The sequence below is a fragment of the Microbacterium sp. NPDC089695 genome (genome assembly GCF_044749085.1).
Classification (GTDB): domain Bacteria; phylum Actinomycetota; class Actinomycetes; order Actinomycetales; family Microbacteriaceae; genus Microbacterium.
The window spans coordinates 784,941-800,430 of the sequence record NZ_JBIVHG010000001.1 but is presented as its reverse complement, the minus strand read 5'-3'; the positions used below and the strand labels follow the sequence as shown (position 1 = coordinate 800,430).

The 15,490-nt window shown below is 68.8% G+C and carries 14 protein-coding genes; 5 read left to right on the top strand and 9 right to left on the bottom strand.

The annotated features are described in order from the left end of the window. Window positions 1-77 precede the first annotated feature (77 nt). The 4 genes from ACIPYT_RS04000 (at window position 78) to ACIPYT_RS03985 (ending at window position 2,476) form a co-directional block, all read left to right on the top strand. Complete coding sequence (locus tag ACIPYT_RS04000) at window positions 78-620, top strand: hypothetical protein (RefSeq protein ID WP_401070861.1); 543 nt, start codon at window positions 78-80, stop codon at window positions 618-620. A gap of 185 nt (window positions 621-805) precedes the next feature. Further along, window positions 806-1,069: a hypothetical protein gene (locus ACIPYT_RS03995; protein ID WP_401070859.1), complete on the top strand. Its 264-nt coding sequence runs from the start codon at window positions 806-808 to the stop codon at window positions 1,067-1,069. 253 nt (window positions 1,070-1,322) lie between these two features. Then, window positions 1,323-1,913, top strand: coding sequence for a hypothetical protein (locus ACIPYT_RS03990; RefSeq protein ID WP_401070857.1), 591 nt, complete (start codon window positions 1,323-1,325; stop codon window positions 1,911-1,913). A gap of 104 nt (window positions 1,914-2,017) precedes the next feature. Beyond that, entirely contained in the window at window positions 2,018-2,476 is a 459-nt protein-coding gene (locus tag ACIPYT_RS03985; protein WP_401070855.1) for a hypothetical protein, read from the top strand. A 199-nt stretch (window positions 2,477-2,675) separates the two neighbouring features. Here the strand turns inward: ACIPYT_RS03985 and ACIPYT_RS03980 are convergent, their stop codons facing one another. The 9 genes from ACIPYT_RS03980 to cycA all read right to left on the bottom strand — a co-directional run bounded on the left by ACIPYT_RS03980 (window position 2,676) and on the right by cycA (window position 13,815). Next, a complete protein-coding gene (locus ACIPYT_RS03980) occupies window positions 2,676-3,665 on the bottom strand; it encodes a squalene cyclase (protein ID WP_401070853.1) in 990 nt (329 codons plus the stop codon). A gap of 162 nt (window positions 3,666-3,827) precedes the next feature. Continuing rightward, complete coding sequence (locus ACIPYT_RS03975) at window positions 3,828-5,882, bottom strand: hypothetical protein (protein ID WP_401070852.1); 2,055 nt, start codon at window positions 5,880-5,882, stop codon at window positions 3,828-3,830. Beyond that, the gene (locus ACIPYT_RS03970) at window positions 5,879-6,856 is read right to left on the bottom strand and encodes a glycoside hydrolase family 130 protein (RefSeq protein WP_401070850.1); all 978 of its coding nucleotides are present in this window, start codon (window positions 6,854-6,856) and stop codon (window positions 5,879-5,881) included. Before ACIPYT_RS03970 ends, ACIPYT_RS03975 begins: the two co-directional genes overlap by 4 nt. Window positions 6,857-6,903: 47 nt before the next feature. Next, window positions 6,904-7,746, bottom strand: coding sequence for a carbohydrate ABC transporter permease (locus ACIPYT_RS03965; RefSeq protein ID WP_401070848.1), 843 nt, complete (start codon window positions 7,744-7,746; stop codon window positions 6,904-6,906). Further along, a complete protein-coding gene (locus tag ACIPYT_RS03960) occupies window positions 7,743-8,705 on the bottom strand; it encodes a carbohydrate ABC transporter permease (protein WP_401070846.1) in 963 nt (320 codons plus the stop codon). The genes ACIPYT_RS03965 and ACIPYT_RS03960 overlap by 4 nt, the downstream gene beginning before the upstream one ends. Window positions 8,706-8,724: 19 nt before the next feature. Beyond that, window positions 8,725-9,990 carry an extracellular solute-binding protein gene (locus tag ACIPYT_RS03955; protein WP_401070844.1) on the bottom strand — a complete coding sequence of 422 codons (1,266 nt, stop codon included), beginning with the start codon at window positions 9,988-9,990 and terminating at the stop codon, window positions 8,725-8,727. Between the two features lie 56 nt (window positions 9,991-10,046). Next, window positions 10,047-11,039, bottom strand: a complete 993-nt coding sequence (locus ACIPYT_RS03950) for a LacI family DNA-binding transcriptional regulator (RefSeq protein ID WP_401070843.1) — start codon at window positions 11,037-11,039, stop codon at window positions 10,047-10,049. Between the two features lie 231 nt (window positions 11,040-11,270). Next, window positions 11,271-12,200: a J domain-containing protein gene (locus ACIPYT_RS03945; RefSeq protein ID WP_401070841.1), complete on the bottom strand. Its 930-nt coding sequence runs from the start codon at window positions 12,198-12,200 to the stop codon at window positions 11,271-11,273. Window positions 12,201-12,363: 163 nt separating this feature from the next. Beyond that, the gene (gene cycA, locus ACIPYT_RS03940; RefSeq protein WP_401070839.1) at window positions 12,364-13,815 is read right to left on the bottom strand and encodes a D-serine/D-alanine/glycine transporter; all 1,452 of its coding nucleotides are present in this window, start codon (window positions 13,813-13,815) and stop codon (window positions 12,364-12,366) included. A gap of 102 nt (window positions 13,816-13,917) precedes the next feature. Here cycA and ACIPYT_RS03935 point away from each other — a divergent pair, with 102 nt between their 5' ends. Next, window positions 13,918-15,396, top strand: coding sequence for an MATE family efflux transporter (locus tag ACIPYT_RS03935; protein ID WP_401070837.1), 1,479 nt, complete (start codon window positions 13,918-13,920; stop codon window positions 15,394-15,396). Window positions 15,397-15,490: the final 94 nt, after the last annotated feature.

Here is a 15,490-nt window from a genome sequence, read left to right as displayed (position 1 = left end):
TTCAAAAGATCGGCGTGTCGTGCGCCAGGATGCCGCAGGGGGTTGCGCTCCCCTGTGCCGTCCGTAGCGTGGAGGGCATGGACGTCAGACGGAGTGCGACAGCCGGACTGATCCTCGCGGCGGGGCTGGCGGTGAGCGGCTGCACGGCGAGCACGACGGATGCCGGTCGCGAGGCGACCCCGTCCGCATCCGCGTCGGCGAATGCCGCGGAGACCCCCGAGCCCACCCCGCCCCCGGAGGCCGCCGCGGAGGAGCGCATGCTGCCGATGCCGCCGGAGGACATCGCCGAGTGGGCGGACGACGCGGTGCCCGGATCGGATGCCGTCGGCTACACGACCCGATGGTCGGGATGGATGAGCGCGCACACGTCGCCGCACCACACATCCCTGTTCCGGGAGGTCGCCCCGGGCACCTATCAGGGACAGATCGCGTGCCGTGGCGAAGGCACGATCTCGGTCCAGGTCGGAGACATCGACGCGACCTCCGACGCGAAACCCGTCGTGTGCACGAACGCGACGATCGCGTTCGACGCCGTGACCACGGCGCAGGGGATGCAGGTCGACCTCGCGCTCGAGGGAGATCCGACGATCTACGCCGTGTCGTTCGTCGCCGTCGGTTGAGCCGAGTCCGCGTCATCGGCCCAGGCGAGCACGCGCGTGCCGATCAGGGTGAGCCACCGCGAGGGTTCGCCCTCAGGATCACGACCGCCCACGGTGACGACAAGCCGCGCAACCCGGCGACCGGTCGCGGCGGACCCAAACGGCTGCGCCGCGCGTGGGACGCGTGCGCACGTAGTGTTGGCGGCATGAATACTGTCATCGAAGTCGACCACGAGCTCTTTGACGTTGAAGGGCAGCGGCAGCCCGATGGAACCTTCAACTACCAGTTCTCCTGGACCAACGGGCCCGCTGGCGGTACCTATGGCTTCGCTGTCGGCGGCGCAGAACTGGGACACGAGGAGCTCGAACACCAAGTCCGCGGCTTCATCCAAACGTTCTTCGCCCCCGACGGGGTTGGCGCAACCGATTTCCCTGACTTTCTCGAAGCTCGGAACTCCTCCGAACTCTGAATCGCACAGCAACACTCGCTATCTCCTCTCGTCCATCGCCCTTCCGCGCACGCCACAAGATCGTCACGTCGATGTGAGGCGAACACCAAGGGCGTTTTTGCTGCACATCCGGCTGTCCGTCCCCCAAATGGCGGACAGACAGTGCGGGCTGTGGGGTGATCTACTGATTCGGTATTCCCCTGTGAGCAAGAAAGTGAGAAATACTCCGTTGATCATCCACCCTGATCCCACAGATGTCCCCCGTCGGAGTTCAATGCGCAAGTCACGCAATATGGTTGCCGGCACCGCTCTTGCAGCACTGCTGATGGTTGTGAGCCTCGCACCGGCAGCACATGCCGAAACGGCGCCTGTCGACCCCACTGATGACGGCGACACGTCCTCGGAAGTCATCGAAGTAGAAGTCACTGGACCTGCGACGCCTGAGGCCACCCAGGATCCCTCCGGGTCCGAGAAGGCCTCGCGTGCGGCCGCCCCAGTCTGCACGTTCGTTCAGCGTGTCGACTTCGTCCACATCTCGAGCAGCGGTAATCCCATGGCTGCTCAGTCCCACGGCAACTGGGACAAGGGTAATTGCACCAACTACACGTTGGCCGACGTCACCACGCAGATCGACAGGAAGAACTTCCTCGGACTCTGGCAGGCAGTTGGTGCGCCAGGAAAAAAGCGCCTAGCTCCGAATCCTTCCGGTCTCACAAGCGGCGGTGCAGGGCGAGTTACCGCCCGATACGTCTGCAACGGCACTGCGGCCGGAAGCTTCCGCTCATACACCGACATCGACGTCGTTGGATACGCCGACACCCCCAACGCGGTGTTCTCGAGCCCAATCAACCTCATTTGCGGCTGAGACTCGACTGATACAGAGGGGGATGGCTAGCGCACCGCCGCGACGCCATCCCTCGACGTACACATGACACATCACGGAGACCGCGACTTATGAGACTTGGACGTTTGCCGGCGCTCATCGCAGCGCTGACCGCCCTAACGATCTTGACACCCCTCTCCGCCTGCACGTCCGCGTCGCACGATGACGGCCCCGCTGGAGCAGCAACGTCGTTCATTAATGAGTACGACCAATGGGCTCAAGACGGATACACCGAGCCGATCCCCGAGGGACTGAAGGACGCATCCTCCGGAACGACTATCAAAGAACTTGAAAATGACCGGCTGTGGTATTCGCAAGGTGGTATCCAGCAGGAGGGCTCCCTGCAGATCGTTGACACATCGGTTGTGAGCCAAGAGGGAAATTCAGCCGTTGTCAGAGTCACCATCGATTCCAGCGATATTGCAATATTCGCTGAGGGGAAAAAGACATTCATGAGTGAAGAACGCACCACGATCACCGAACTCACCTTGAAGCGGACTGACCGCTGGCGCGTAACAAGATCTGAGCAGGTCGAACAGAAATAACCAGAGGAGAGTTGCAGGATGGTGCGCCCGTTCGTGGGGTACTCGCTTGCTCGGCCGAGGTTGAGTTTTGATATCCATCCGCGGATAGCATTCATAACAAAGATGCCTGACGAGATCTCCATCGATCCCGTCACCCCAGAGTACGTCGTCACGGTCGCCCGCACGGTTCTCGCCGTCGACCCCCAGGACATCCGACGATCTACGCCGTGTCGTTCGTCGCCGTCGGTTGAGCCGAGTCCGCGTCATCGGCCCAGGCGAGCACGCGCGTGCCGATCAGGGTGAGCCACCGCGAGGGTTCGCCCTCGGGTGCGTCGACATCGAACCATGTGCGGCCTTCGAGCGGTGCGCCCTGCAGCCAGGTGCCGTCGGGCTGCCGCGCGGATCGCACGAGCTCCACGGCATCCGCGATCCGCTCGTCGGGCTCAGTTCCGTCGACCAGCGCCGCCTCGCGGAAGTGGTCGAGCGCGGTCAGCGCGCTGTACCGATGGCGCGGCGGGTACACGAAGTGATCGACGAAATCGCCGACCCGCTCACCCGTCGACGCGCGGTAGAGCAGACGCCGCCGCAGCAGGTACTCCTCGCCCGCATGCCGTGCATCGCGCAGTGAGGTGTCGCCCGTGAAGGCCTCGCACGACAGCATCCCGCGCAGGGCGTTCAGGGTCGAGTGGAACGACGACCGCACCGAATCGCCCTCTTCCGCCTCGCAGTTCCAGCCGCCGTCGTCCAGACGGTGCGCGGGGAACCAGGCCACGAGCCGCGACACGTCGGCCCCGAGCCACGCGCCGTTCGCGAGCGTGAACGCGTTGATGCACACGTCGACCTCGCCGCCCCAGAACGGCATGTCGTCGTACTCCCAGCGACAGGCGCGGTCGAGGCGTTCCGCGGTGTCGCCGAGCGCCGCGGCGTCGACGCCCCACTCCCGCAACTGGTTCAGCGACCAGGATGTCGCGGTCCACGGTTGCCCGGGCTCGGCCGGTCTGCCGTCGGCGAAGAATCCGGCGGGGAAGTGCGCTCCGCCCGCCCACCGGCCGTCCGGATCCTGCGCGGCGAGCAGCGCGGCGCCGAACCCCTCGGTCGCGACGCGGGCCCGGGTCGCCTGCCACACGGCATCCGGCGCGCCGAGCAGATCGCGCTCGACCTGCCAGCGCACCGCAGGGTCTCCGTCGAGCAGCCAGTCGGTCAGGGTCATGCCCCGCACGCTACTCCGCGCACGCGAGGTCGACCAGTGTCATCGCCGAACCACCCCCTCGCGTTCGAGCCACCCCTCTGTGGCGCGTTCCTCCGGGGGTGGTTCGACGAGAAGGGGGTGGTTCGGCGGGGCGGGGCAGGGGCAGGGGCAGGGGGGATGCCGTCAGCGCGTGACCGTGAACCCGCCGCCGCGCACTCGCACCTTCCCGCCGCCGACGGCCTGGCCGCGCTGCGAGCCGTCTGCCTCATACGCGCGCCCGGATCCCGGGGCCAGCGCCGCGACGCGCTGATCGCGACCCGTGCCGTCGGCGTACAGCACCGCCGACCCGGTCGACGTCGCGTACACCGCCGAGGCCACCGCCGGTTGGATCACGAGCGCATCGAGCCGCACGTCGCCGCGACTCGTGCACCGCACGACCACCGCCTCGCCCGGCAGGTCGCCGCCGAGGCGCTGCGGCACCAGCATCCCGTCGGCTTCGGTCAGCCCGCGGTCGCCCGTGCCGCCCGCGGGCACACGCGTCTTCCACACCCGCTTGCGACCGCGGAACACCTCCCACACGGCATCGCCGACCTCGGCCGCCTGCCGCCAGATCAGCGCGTGCAGGACGCCGCCGGCCTCCGTGACGTCGAACTCCACCGTCTCTCCGGCGGGGACCCGCACGAAAGCGCCCCCGGACAGGTTGCCCTCGCCGGTCCACGCGCCCTCGGTGGGCCGCTCGACCACGCATCCGGCCGACAGCCGCGCGTTCTCCGCCTCGAGCACCCGCAGTCCCGAGAACGAGCTCAGCCCGGTGATCGAGGTCGCGAGCGCCGCGACGTCACGGTTCGCGTCGAGCAGCAGCATCGTCAGCAGCCCGTGGATCGTCGACTCCGCACCCGAGTTGCGGTTGATCCGCCCGTCGGTCTCCACACCGTCGAACGTCACGCCGGTCGCCGGGTCGTAGACGGGCAGACCCGCGGTGTTCGCGCCGAAGAACCAGCCCGCGGCGAGCCCGGCGATCAGCCGCAGCCCCTCGCCGCCGACGGCCGCCGCAGCCAGTGCCCCGGCGACGCGACCGTGCGCGCCGTAGGCGATCTGCGCCTCGGCGGGCAGCGGCGCCCACGCGTTGTGCGGCCCGCCCGACGCGAGCACCTGCGGCGTGAACGTGCCCGCGTCGGCGACCGCCGCCCGTGACCAGTCGCGGCGACGCAGCAGCGCCCCTGCGCGGCCCAGCGCCTCCGGCGCCGCCGCGCCCCACGCATGCCAGAATCCCAGTGAACCCGTCCACGGCAGCACCGCGCCGAACGGCCAGCCCGCGCGCGGATCGGTCGCCATCGCCGCCACACCCTCGCCATAGGTCGCGAGCGCATCGCGACTGCGCCTATCGCCGACCTCGGCCGCCGCCGCGAGTCCGAGCATGGCCTCGGCCGTGGCATCCGCGCCGCCCGCGATGAGCCAGGCGGGCAGCCGGCGGCCGTCGCTCTGCACCCACTGACCGGCCCGCCCCAGCGACTCCTGACCCAGGGCGTCGAGGCACAGGTGCAGCCGCTCGAGCAGGAACGCCTCGAACTCCGCATCCTCGGTCGCGAACGCCGCATACCCTTCCCCGAACGCCCATACCGTGCGTGCGAGCCAGTACGACTCCGCCGAATCCGAGGGGTCGGGCAGCTCGATCGGGATCGCGCTCGGATTGAGCACGCCGTCTTCCTGCTGCCAGAGCACCACGCGGCCGGCATCCGGTCCGCTCACGGTCTGCAGGAAGGCGAGCGAGCGCAGCACGTCGCGCGCGTCGTCGCGGCTCTGCACGTCGCCCGTGGCCTTCCAGTCGCGCAGGAACACGACGGCCGCGCGGGCGATGTCGTCGGCGTTGTACGCGCCCTGCGTCCAGTGCCCGGTGGCGGCGTCGCGCGTCCCGCCGCCCACGGGCCGATACCCGCCGGCGCCGTCGGTGTCGGCGTAGGTCCAGGGCGCGCGCACGGTAGGCGCGGACTCGATCGCGTACGTCGTGTGCGTCGCGCTCGCCGCGACCGGCACCTCGGCGAGCAGGAACCGCAGGTGGGCGAGGTTCGTGAGCCGCCCCCCGCGGGCGGTCTCCGCAGCCCGCGAGCCGGGCAGGGAGAAGGGCAGAGCGGATGCCGTGCGCGACCCGACCGCGGCATCCGTGGGCCGTGCGGGCAGCAGCGCGAGAGCCGAGCTCGCCGCCGCGGCCGTCAGGAACGCCCGTCGCGAGATGCTCATGACTCCTCCGTCAACGCGCGGCCCCACGGCTCGGCGGGGTCGTGGATCGCTACCGCGAGCGTCGTGTCGGACTGCCCGTAGTACGCGAACCACCTCCCGTGGAACTTCACGAGTCCTTCGACGAACGTCACGTTCGACACGAGTCCGTGCAGGTCCTCGAAGGTCTGCGGACGCAGCCACGGCTCCTGCATCCGAGCGATGACCTTCGTCGGCTGATCGGGGTCGATCGCGATCTGTCCGCAGCGGTAGTCGACGTCGACCGTGCCGTCGTCGTGCACCGTGCGCGTCGCGCCGTTCGTCAGCATCACGAGCAGTCCGTTGTCGGTCACGACGGGCGAGGTGCCGATCTCGACGAGCGCCTCGTCCCAGGTGCCGGGCGTCGGGGAGTACATGGGCTCGGTGTCGGGGGTGCCGGGCGTCCAGTGGACGAGGTCGTCGCTGGTCGCCCAGTAGATGCCTCCCTCGCCGAAGTACATCCACCACTTGCCGTGCATCCGCTGCGGCACGATGACTCCGGCCTTCGACCAGTTGAACCCGCGCGGGTCCATGGTCTTGAAGGTGTCGAAGTCGTCGAACAGCGGGCCGTGCTTGGTCCAGGTGCGCAGATCGGTCGAGGTCGCGAGGCACAGCTGGGCGCTGCGCCGGTCCCAGCCCGTGTAGGTGAGGTAGTACGTGCCGTCGATCAGAGCGATGCGCGGGTCCTCGCAGCCGTAGGTCTCGTAGTCCTCGGAGGGGGAGAGGATCGGCGCGTCCTCGCGCTCGAAGTTCACGCCGTCGCGCGACCGGGCGAGCCCGATGTGCGACACGATGTCGTCGGCGTGCGCGCGATACAGCAGCAGCACCTCGTCGCCGTCGACGAGCGCGGCCGGGTTGTAGAGGTTGGCCGACTCCCAGCTGTCGCCGCGCGGACGCAGGATGGGATTGCCCTCGTAGGGGGTGAACGGACCGAGCGGGAAGGAAGCTCCGGAGAACATGGATGCCCTTTCTGGCGGGGTTCTGGTGGGGACGGGTCGGCCGGGCGTCAGCCCTTGACGGCCGCACCCAGGTCGGTGGCGCGGAAGAACCGCTGGAACACGATGAACAGGATCACGACAGGGAACGCGAGAGCCGTGGCTCCGGCGAGGATCGCCCCGTTCGGGTTGGCGGTCGACTGCGCGACGTTCGAGATGTAGTTCGCGAGCGACACCGCGAGCGGCTGCAGCGACGCATCCTTCGTGATGAGGAACGGCCAGAGGAACTCGTTCCACGGGCCGATGAACGTGACGAGTACGACCGTGACGAGCGCGGGCCGGATCAGCGGGATCGCGACAGAGGTGAGCAGACGGATCTCGCCCGCCCCGTCGATGCGCGCGGCCTCGAAGATCTCGGCCGGCAGCGCCTTGAAGAACTGCACGAAGATGAACACCGCCGTGGTGTTGATGAGGAACGGCAGGATCATGCCGAGATACGAGTCGCCGAGGCCGTAGTTGCGGGTGATCTGCACGTACAGCGGGATCATGAGCAACTGGAACGGCACCATCTGCACGAGCAGCATGAGCACCCACACGACGCCGCGACCGCGGAAGTCGAGCCGCGCGATCGCGTAGCCGGCGAGCAGACCGAACACCACGGTGCCCAGCAGCACGCCCGCCGTGAAGATCAGCGAGTTCAGCAGCGACCCCATCAGGTCGATGCGGGAGTCGATCGCGAGGAAGTTGTCGAACGTCCAGCCCGAGGTCGGGAACAGCTCGTCGGGGGAGTTCGTCGGGCTCTCCTGGAACGCACCCACGAGCATGAAGTAGAACGGGAACGCGAACCCGATCGCCGCGACCGTCAGCAGGACGACGCTGAGGATGCGGGGCAGTGAACGTCGGCGGGTCATCATCGCTCCCTCGTCGCGCGGTTGGCCATGAGCGACAGCATCCCGACGAGCACCACGAGGATCATGCCGATCGCCGCCGCGGTGTCGGGGTTCTGCTGCTGGATGCCCAGCTGGTAGATCAGCAGCACCGGGGTGGTGGAGGCGCCGTCGGGGCCGCCGCCGTTCGTGAGCAGATACGGCTCGGTGAAGAGGTTCGCGCCGGTGATGATCGACAGGATGAGCACGAGCGTGGTCGCGCTGCGGACCCCGGGGACGGTGACGTTCCAGAAGCGCGAGAAGGCGCCGGCACCGTCGGTCTCCGCCGATTCGTACAGCTCCTTCGGCACGTTCTGCAGTGCCGCGAGGTACAGCAGGATGTAGAAGCCGAGCTGCTTCCACGTCACGTACAGCGCGATCATCGGCATCGCGAGTCCGCTGTTCACGAGCCACGACGGGTCGGGGGCGAGCGGCCCGAGGATCGTGTTGATCAGCCCGTTGCCCGAGAACAGCAGCATCCACACACCCACGAGCGAGACGCTCGCCGTGAGGTACGGCACGTAGAACGCCACGCGGTATGCCGACGCCCAGCGGATGCCGGTGTTCAGCGCCGCGGCGAGCACGAGCGACAGCACGGCCGTGAGCGGCACGTTGATGACCAGGAAGATCAGCGTGTTGCGGAACGCCCCGAGCACCCGCGGGTCGGTGAGCACCGTGACGAAGTTGTCGAACCCGACGAACGGCCGATCGACCTCGGCGCCCGGCGCCGTGAAGAAGTAGTCGTGGAACGCGATGTAGACCGCGAAGCCCAGCGGGTACGCGAAGATCGCGATCACGAACACGAGGTACGGGAGCGCGAACAGGCCGCCGATCGGCTGCGCCCCCAGCAGGCGGGTGCGCAGCGATCGCGCCGACCTCGCGGGCGGGGTGGCCGGGGCGTCGGGTGCCCCGGCCACGTCCGCGACCACGTCGTCTCGGAGAGTCATGACCCTGTCGTCGCCGACGTCACTCGGCGACGAGGTCGTCGATCTTCGCGGCGGCGTTCTTCAGGAAGTCGGCCGTCGATTCCTTGCCGAAGATCACCGACGAGGAGTACTCATCGCGGAACGCCTGCCACGCCTCCACCGAGTTCGGGATGCTGGGCACGTCGGCCGTCGCCTCGGCCTGCTCCGCGAACGCGACGTAGTCGGGGTTCGCCGAGAAGTAGTCGGAGTAGGTGTCGGCGAGGCCCGTGCGCATCGGCATCTGGCCGGTGGCCTCGAGCAGCTGGCCGTCGCTGTCCTCGCTCGTCGAGAACTTCAGGAACTCCCACGCGGTGCCCTGGTTCTCGCAGGCCGTGAACATCGACACGCTCTTCGAGTCGGCGAAAGTCGTGGGGTTCTCACGTCCGTCGCTCGTCGGCACCGGCATGAAGCCCACGTCGACCGTGTCGGCGTAGGAGGGGATCGCCCACGGCCCGGCGAGCTGCATGGCCGTCGTGCCCGCCGACATCGCGTCGTCGGTCGACGCCTCGTTCGGCGACAGCTTCTCCTGGTAGAACGTCGCCCAGAAGTCGGCGACCGCGGCTCCGGCATCCGAGTCGAAGGTCGACGCCCCGTCCTCGACCAGCATCGTGCCGTCGGTCTCCGCGAGGTAGAGCGGATAGAAGTCGAACCACGGCTGGTAGAACTCGCTCGTCGGCGCCGGCCAGATCGCGCTCTGCACGCCCGAGGCGACGATCTTCTTCGAGCCCTCGATGAACGCGTCGTAGGTGTTCATCTGCGGGTTCTCGGGGTCGATGCCCGCCGCCTGGAACAGCGCCTTGTTGTACATGACCATGACGGGGTTCGACTTCCACGGCAGCTGGTAGAAGTCGCCGTCGGTGGCGTAGGAGTCGACGTCGCCGCCGCGCTCGGTGATGTAGTCGGCGCCGCCGTCGAGGTCGCTGAGGTTGACGAGACCGCCCTGCTTGACCCAGCCCGACACCGCGGCCGGGGCCACGTTGTACACGAGGCACGGTGCGGTGCCGGCGGTGATCGCCGCGGTGATGGCCTCCTCCGACGAGGAGCCGGCGGGGATCTCCTGCGCCGTGACCTTCTCGTCGGGGTGCTCGGCGTTCCACGCCTCGACGGCGGCCTTGCCCCAGGCGAGCTCCTGCTCGTTGTTCGAGAGCCAGATGTCGATGGGGCCGGTCGCGTCGGCCGAACCGCCTCCGCCACCTCCGCCCGCGGAGCACCCGGTGGCGACGAGGGCCACGGCCCCCAGCAGTGCGACGGCTCGGATCTTCTTCATGGTGTCCTCCTTGACGTGATGAATGGCGCGATTCGGGTGATGCGGGGTCGTGCGGGTCAGTGGCCGGTGCTCTCCCGGAAGTGCACGGTGTTGGCGTCGACGACCTCGGTGCGCGGCTCGGCGCCCAGGATGTCGGCCTGGAGCAGGCGGGCGGCGGCGCGTCCGCGCGCGGCCGGGCTCGACGAGACGCTCGTGAGCGCGGGGGAGAGGTGGGCCGACAGGTGGTCGTCGTCGAAGCCCGAGATCGCGAGGTCGCGCGGGATGTCGAGTCCCTGCGAACGGGCGTAGGAGAGTCCGGCGATGGCCATGGTGTCGTTCGAGTAGAGGATCGCGGTCGGACGCTCGGGCAGGGCGAGCAGCTCTGCGGTGCGGGCGCGGCCGCTGGATGCCGTGAAGTCGCCCTCGCGCAGCAGCTCGTCGTCGCCGATCGCGGCGATGTAGGCGTCGGCGCGGACGCGCGAGTGCACATAGTCGAGAGGCCCTGCGACGTGGGCGATGCGCTCGTGACCGGCGGCGCGCAGGTGGTCGATGATCTGCGTGACCGGGGCCGCGTCGTCGGTGCGGACGCACGAGAATCTGGTCGACCGCTCGTAGGCGCCGACCAGCACGGTCGGCACGTCGAGCTTCTCGAGCAGCGGCACCCGCCAGTCGTCGGTGCGGAGGTCGAGCAGCAGGGCTCCGTCGGCGCGGCCGTGGCTGAGCGTGCGATAGGCCCGCTCCTCGGCCGCGCGGTCGGGCACGACCTGCAGCAGCAGCGCGGTCTCGGTCTCGGCGAGGACGGACTCGACACCGGCGATGAACGCGGGGAAGAACGAGTCGTTCGCGATGACCTCGGGGTCACGCGCGAGCACGACGGCCACGGCGTTCGCGCGCTGCGTGGCGAGGGCTCGGGCGCTCTGGCTCGGCACCCACTGCAGCCTCTCCGCGGCGGCGAGCACCTTGGCCCGGGTGTCGTCGGAGATCGGACGCTTGCCGCTCATCGCGTGCGAAACGGTGGCCTTCGTGACGCCGGCCTCGCGGGCGACATCGGCGATCGTCGTGCGGCTCATGCCACCTCCTCGTGGACTCGCGGGTGCCTGTGCTCCGGTTGAACCGGTTTGACGTGACGAGCGTAAACCGGTTTGACGCGCCTTGTCAACGGCATCCTGCCGCCGCCCTTTCTGCCGTCGAGCCACCCCCCTGTGGTCGAGCCACCCCCGTGAGTGCGACGTGCACAGGGGTGGCTCGGCGAGAAAGGGGTGGCTCGGCGGGGGTCGGGGAGGCGCGAGAGGCGCTAGAGGTCAGACGAAGCGGACGGTCTGCTGCAGCCGTGTGCGCACGTCGAACAGCTCGTTGCCGCCGATCGCTCGGGCGCCCGGCACGCCCTGACGCAGCACCATCGACAGGGCGCTGCGTCGCACGACCACCACCGGCACGCCGCGACTGCTGCCGAGAGGTGTCACCGCCTGGGCGAGATCGTCGTCGGGCAGCACCATGATCACGCCGCCGAACTTCACGCGCGCCGACTTCGCCACCGCGCGCACCCGCGCCAGGGCCGCCGTGACGGGTGCCCTGGTGCCGAGGCTCGGCCCGGTGATCTCACCGCGGCGGAAGCCCACGACGCCGCCGAAGTCCTCCGACATCACGCCGTAGAGCCCGGACGGGCTGAGGATCACGTGGTCGAGCTTGTCGTCGGCATCCGCGGTGATCGCGACGTCGTGCCACACCGTGAAGCCCATGCCGAGCGCGCTCACGGTGCGGGCCGTCGCCTCCTCGGCCAGGGCATCGGCGAGCAGCCGTCGCACCTCGCGCGGCGCCGAGCGCACCAGCGCGGGGTCGTACGGATCGGGAACCTCCACGCCGAAACCGGCCCACTCGCGGATCAGCGACAGGTACCGCTCACGCCGCCATCCGCCGGGGTGGCCGTAAGACCGGGCGCGCGGCCTCGTGTCGGTGCGGGGTGCGGCCTGCGGTCGCCATCCGCTTTCGGTCGAATCGGTCGGGATGCCGGGGTGCACCCCCGACCGACGGTCGTAGGCCTCACGCAGCTCCGGGGTGCCGACCAGCTCCCAGGCGCGCTGCACCTGGATGAACACCGCGGCGTCGCCGCCCGTGTCCGGATGCGTCTGCCGCAGGCGCAGCCGATAGGCCTTGCGCAGCTCGACGTGGTCGATGTCGGGGTCGACGCCGAGGATCTCGTACGCCGAAGCGGAGAGCGGACTGTCGAACATCGCTCTCCTTCACCGTTGCGGCACCCGCGTGACCGCGGCGTCCAGGATATCCGTCCCGTGCTGTGGGCCGGCCGAATCCGAGTCGCGTCACAACTCCGGAGAACCGGCACCGGATCGCCCCGGACCCGGCCGGATCCCCCTGGACCCGGCCGGATCTCCGGAGTTATGACGCTGGGTCGTCGCCGCGCAGGTACGCGATGTGCGCCGCGTGCTGCGTCAGGTGGTTCGGCGACCTCCGCACGAACAGCCACGAGACGAACAGCAGCGCGAACCAGATCGGCGTCACGGCCAGCGCGGTCAGGGTGTCGGGCTGGGTCGTCAGCGCCCAGAGGATGAACACGAAGAACGCGAGCACCACGAACACCATGACGCGGCCGCCCGGCATCCGGAACCTCGACGCCGCGACCTTCTCGGGATGGCGGCGGCGGTACACGAGGTAGCTGCACAGGAAGATCGTCCACACGAACATGAAGCACACGGCCGACACCGTCGTGACCATCGAGAACGCCGTGCCGATGTCCTCGCCCGCGTACAGCAGCACGACGCCCGACAGCAGCAGGATGCAGGAGAGGAACAGGGCGTTCTGCGGCACACGACGCTTCGACAGGCGGCCGAACACCTGCGGGGCGTCGCCGTCCTGCGCGAGGCCGAACACCATGCGCGAGGTCGAGTAGATGCCGGAGTTCGCGCTCGACATGGCCGAGGTGAGCACGACGAGGTTCACGACGGTCGCGGCGATGCCGAGTCCGGCGAGGGCGAACATCGCGATGAACGGGCTCTCGTTCGCGACGTACTCGGTCCACGGCGTGACGGCCATGAGGATCACGAGCGCACCCACGTAGAAGAGCAGGATGCGGATCGGGATGGCGTTGATCGCCTTCGGGAGGTTCTTCTCGGGGTCCTTCGTCTCGGCGGCGGCGGTGCCGACGAGCTCGACGCCCACGAACGCGAACACGGCGATCTGGAACCCGGCGACGAAGCCGAGGAAGCCGTGCGGGAACATGCCGCCGTGCTCCCAGAGGTTCGCGAAGCTCGCGGTGCCCGCATCGTGCTGGAATCCCGTGATGATCATCACGAGACCCGTGACGATGAGGGCGACGATCGCGACGATCTTGATGAGTGCGAACCAGAACTCCATCTCGCCGAAGGCGGCGACGGTGGGGAGGTTGAGCGCGAGCAGGATCAGCACGACGAGCACGCCGGGGATCCACAGCGGGATGCCGGGGAACAGCGCATCCGTGTACCCGGCGATCGCGATGACGTCGGCGACGCCCGTGACGACCCAGCAGAACCAGTAGGTCCATCCGGTGAAGAACCCGGCCCAGGGTCCGAGGAGGTCGCTCGCGAAGTCGCTGAATGACTTGTACTTGAGGTTCGACAGCAGCAGCTCGCCCATCGCCCGCATGACGAAGAACAGCATGAAGCCGATGATCATGTAGACGAAGATGACCGAGGGGCCGGCGACCGAGATCGTCTTGCCGCTGCCCATGAAGAGGCCGGTGCCGATCGCCCCGCCGATCGCGAGGAGCTGGATGTGACGGTTGCTGAGCGCCCGTTTCAGGTGCTGCTCGTCGCCGACCCCGGTGTCTGGTGCTGATGTCTTGGCAGTACTCATCCCATAGACCGTAGTCGGCGTCGGGTATACCGTTTTCCCGAATCGTTTCGATAGGCTTGTCGCACCCCCGATCCGTCCCCCAGATCTGCGAGCCGCTTCCCCATGGCCACCTCACTCACCACGGGCCGCCCGTGGCGCGTCATCCTCGCCTTCTCCGTCCCCCTGCTCATCGGCAACGTCGTGCAGCAGATGTACCAGTTCGCCGACGCCGTCGTCGTCGGACGCCACCTCGGCGTCGAATCGCTCGCGGCCGTCGGCGCCACCGGAAGCCTGCTGTTCCTCCTGATCGGCTTCGCCTGGGGGCTCACGAGCGGCTTCGCGATCCCGATCGCCCAGGCGTTCGGAGCGGGAGACGCCCCGGCCGTGCGTCGTTCGGTCGCGACAGGCGTGCTCCTCACCGGCGTCACGAGCGTGGTCCTCACGATCGTCGCCCCGCTCGTCTCCCGCCCGCTGCTCGAACTGCTGCAGACGCCTCCCGAGCTCCTCGCCGAGGCGACGGTGTTCACGCAGATCAGCTTCCTCGGCGCGAGCGCGACGATGTTCTTCAACTACCTCTCCGCGATCATCCGTGCGATCGGCGACTCACGCACCCCACTCGTGTTCCTCACCGTGTCGTGCATCCTCAACGTCGGCCTGGTCGTGCTCATGGTCGGCCCGCTCGCGTGGGGCGTCGGGGGAGCCGCCCTCGCGACGGTCGTGGCACAGGCCGTCTCCGTCGCGCTGTGCCTCGAGTTCGTGCGCCGCCGCCTGCCGATGCTGCACCTGCGGCGTGCCGACTGGCGCGTCACGCGCGACGACGTCCGTGAGCACCTGCGTCTCGGACTGCCGATGGGCTTCCAGGCGTCGATCATCGCGATCGGGACGCTCACGGTGCAGGTCGCGCTCAACACGCTCGGCTCCGACGCGGTCGCGGCGTACACCACGGCATCGCGGGTCGACGGCCTCGCGGTCGCTTTCCTCTCCTCGCTCGGTCTCGCCGCCTCGATGTACGCGGCGCAGAACCTCGGCGGGCGCCGCCCCGACCGCATCCGCCGCGGTGTGATCGAGGGCACGTGGATGGCGATCATCGCCGGCCTGCTGCTCGGTGTCGTGATCATCGCGTTCGGCGCCCCGCTCCTGCGTCTGTTCGTCGGCCACGGGGTCGCCGCCGATGAGGTCGTCGACCTCGCGCACCTCATGCTCCTCATCAACGGATGCGGGTACTGGGCGCTCGGCATCCTGTTCGTGCTCCGCGGTGCGCTGCAGGGACTCGGCCACACGCTCGTCCCCACGGCCACCGGCGTGATCGAGCTCGTGATGCGGGTCGGCGCCGCCGTCGTGCTCGGCGCGCTGATCGGATTCGAGGGCGTCGCGCTCAGCAATCCGCTGGCCTGGCTCGGCGCGATCGTGCTGCTCGTCCCCGCGTACATCCGCGCGCACCGCGACCTCGGGCGCCTGAAGGTCGACCCCGTCGAGGCGACCGCGACGTCGACCATGGCGATCATCGGACCCACCGACGGCTCGATGGTCGTCGACGCCGTCGTCACGCAGCCCGTGCGCGTCGTGCGGGGCTCGCGCTTCGCCTGGCTGAAGCGACGTTGAACGGCCAGTCAAGATTGCGCAACATCATCCTGCAGATGGATGCCGGAGACCGCCCTCCTTCGTACTCTTGATGAAGCGGAGGGTCCGCAGACCG

Excerpts from the sequence above, each read along its gene's own strand:
- ACIPYT_RS04000 (WP_401070861.1), top strand. The coding sequence starts at position 78 with ATGGACGTCAGACGGAGTGCGACAGCCGGACTGATCCTCGCGGCGGGG.
- ACIPYT_RS03995 (WP_401070859.1), top strand. The coding sequence starts at position 806 with ATGAATACTGTCATCGAAGTCGACCACGAGCTCTTTGACGTTGAAGGG.
- ACIPYT_RS03990 (WP_401070857.1), top strand. The coding sequence starts at position 1,323 with ATGCGCAAGTCACGCAATATGGTTGCCGGCACCGCTCTTGCAGCACTG.
- ACIPYT_RS03980 (WP_401070853.1), bottom strand. The coding sequence starts at position 3,665 with ATGACCCTGACCGACTGGCTGCTCGACGGAGACCCTGCGGTGCGCTGG.
- ACIPYT_RS03975 (WP_401070852.1), bottom strand. The coding sequence starts at position 5,882 with ATGAGCATCTCGCGACGGGCGTTCCTGACGGCCGCGGCGGCGAGCTCG.
- ACIPYT_RS03970 (WP_401070850.1), bottom strand. The coding sequence starts at position 6,856 with ATGTTCTCCGGAGCTTCCTTCCCGCTCGGTCCGTTCACCCCCTACGAG.
- ACIPYT_RS03965 (WP_401070848.1), bottom strand. The coding sequence starts at position 7,746 with ATGATGACCCGCCGACGTTCACTGCCCCGCATCCTCAGCGTCGTCCTG.
- ACIPYT_RS03960 (WP_401070846.1), bottom strand. The coding sequence starts at position 8,705 with ATGACTCTCCGAGACGACGTGGTCGCGGACGTGGCCGGGGCACCCGAC.
- ACIPYT_RS03955 (WP_401070844.1), bottom strand. The coding sequence starts at position 9,990 with ATGAAGAAGATCCGAGCCGTCGCACTGCTGGGGGCCGTGGCCCTCGTC.
- ACIPYT_RS03950 (WP_401070843.1), bottom strand. The coding sequence starts at position 11,039 with ATGAGCCGCACGACGATCGCCGATGTCGCCCGCGAGGCCGGCGTCACG.
- ACIPYT_RS03945 (WP_401070841.1), bottom strand. The coding sequence starts at position 12,200 with ATGTTCGACAGTCCGCTCTCCGCTTCGGCGTACGAGATCCTCGGCGTC.
- cycA (WP_401070839.1), bottom strand. The coding sequence starts at position 13,815 with ATGAGTACTGCCAAGACATCAGCACCAGACACCGGGGTCGGCGACGAG.
- ACIPYT_RS03935 (WP_401070837.1), top strand. The coding sequence starts at position 13,918 with ATGGCCACCTCACTCACCACGGGCCGCCCGTGGCGCGTCATCCTCGCC.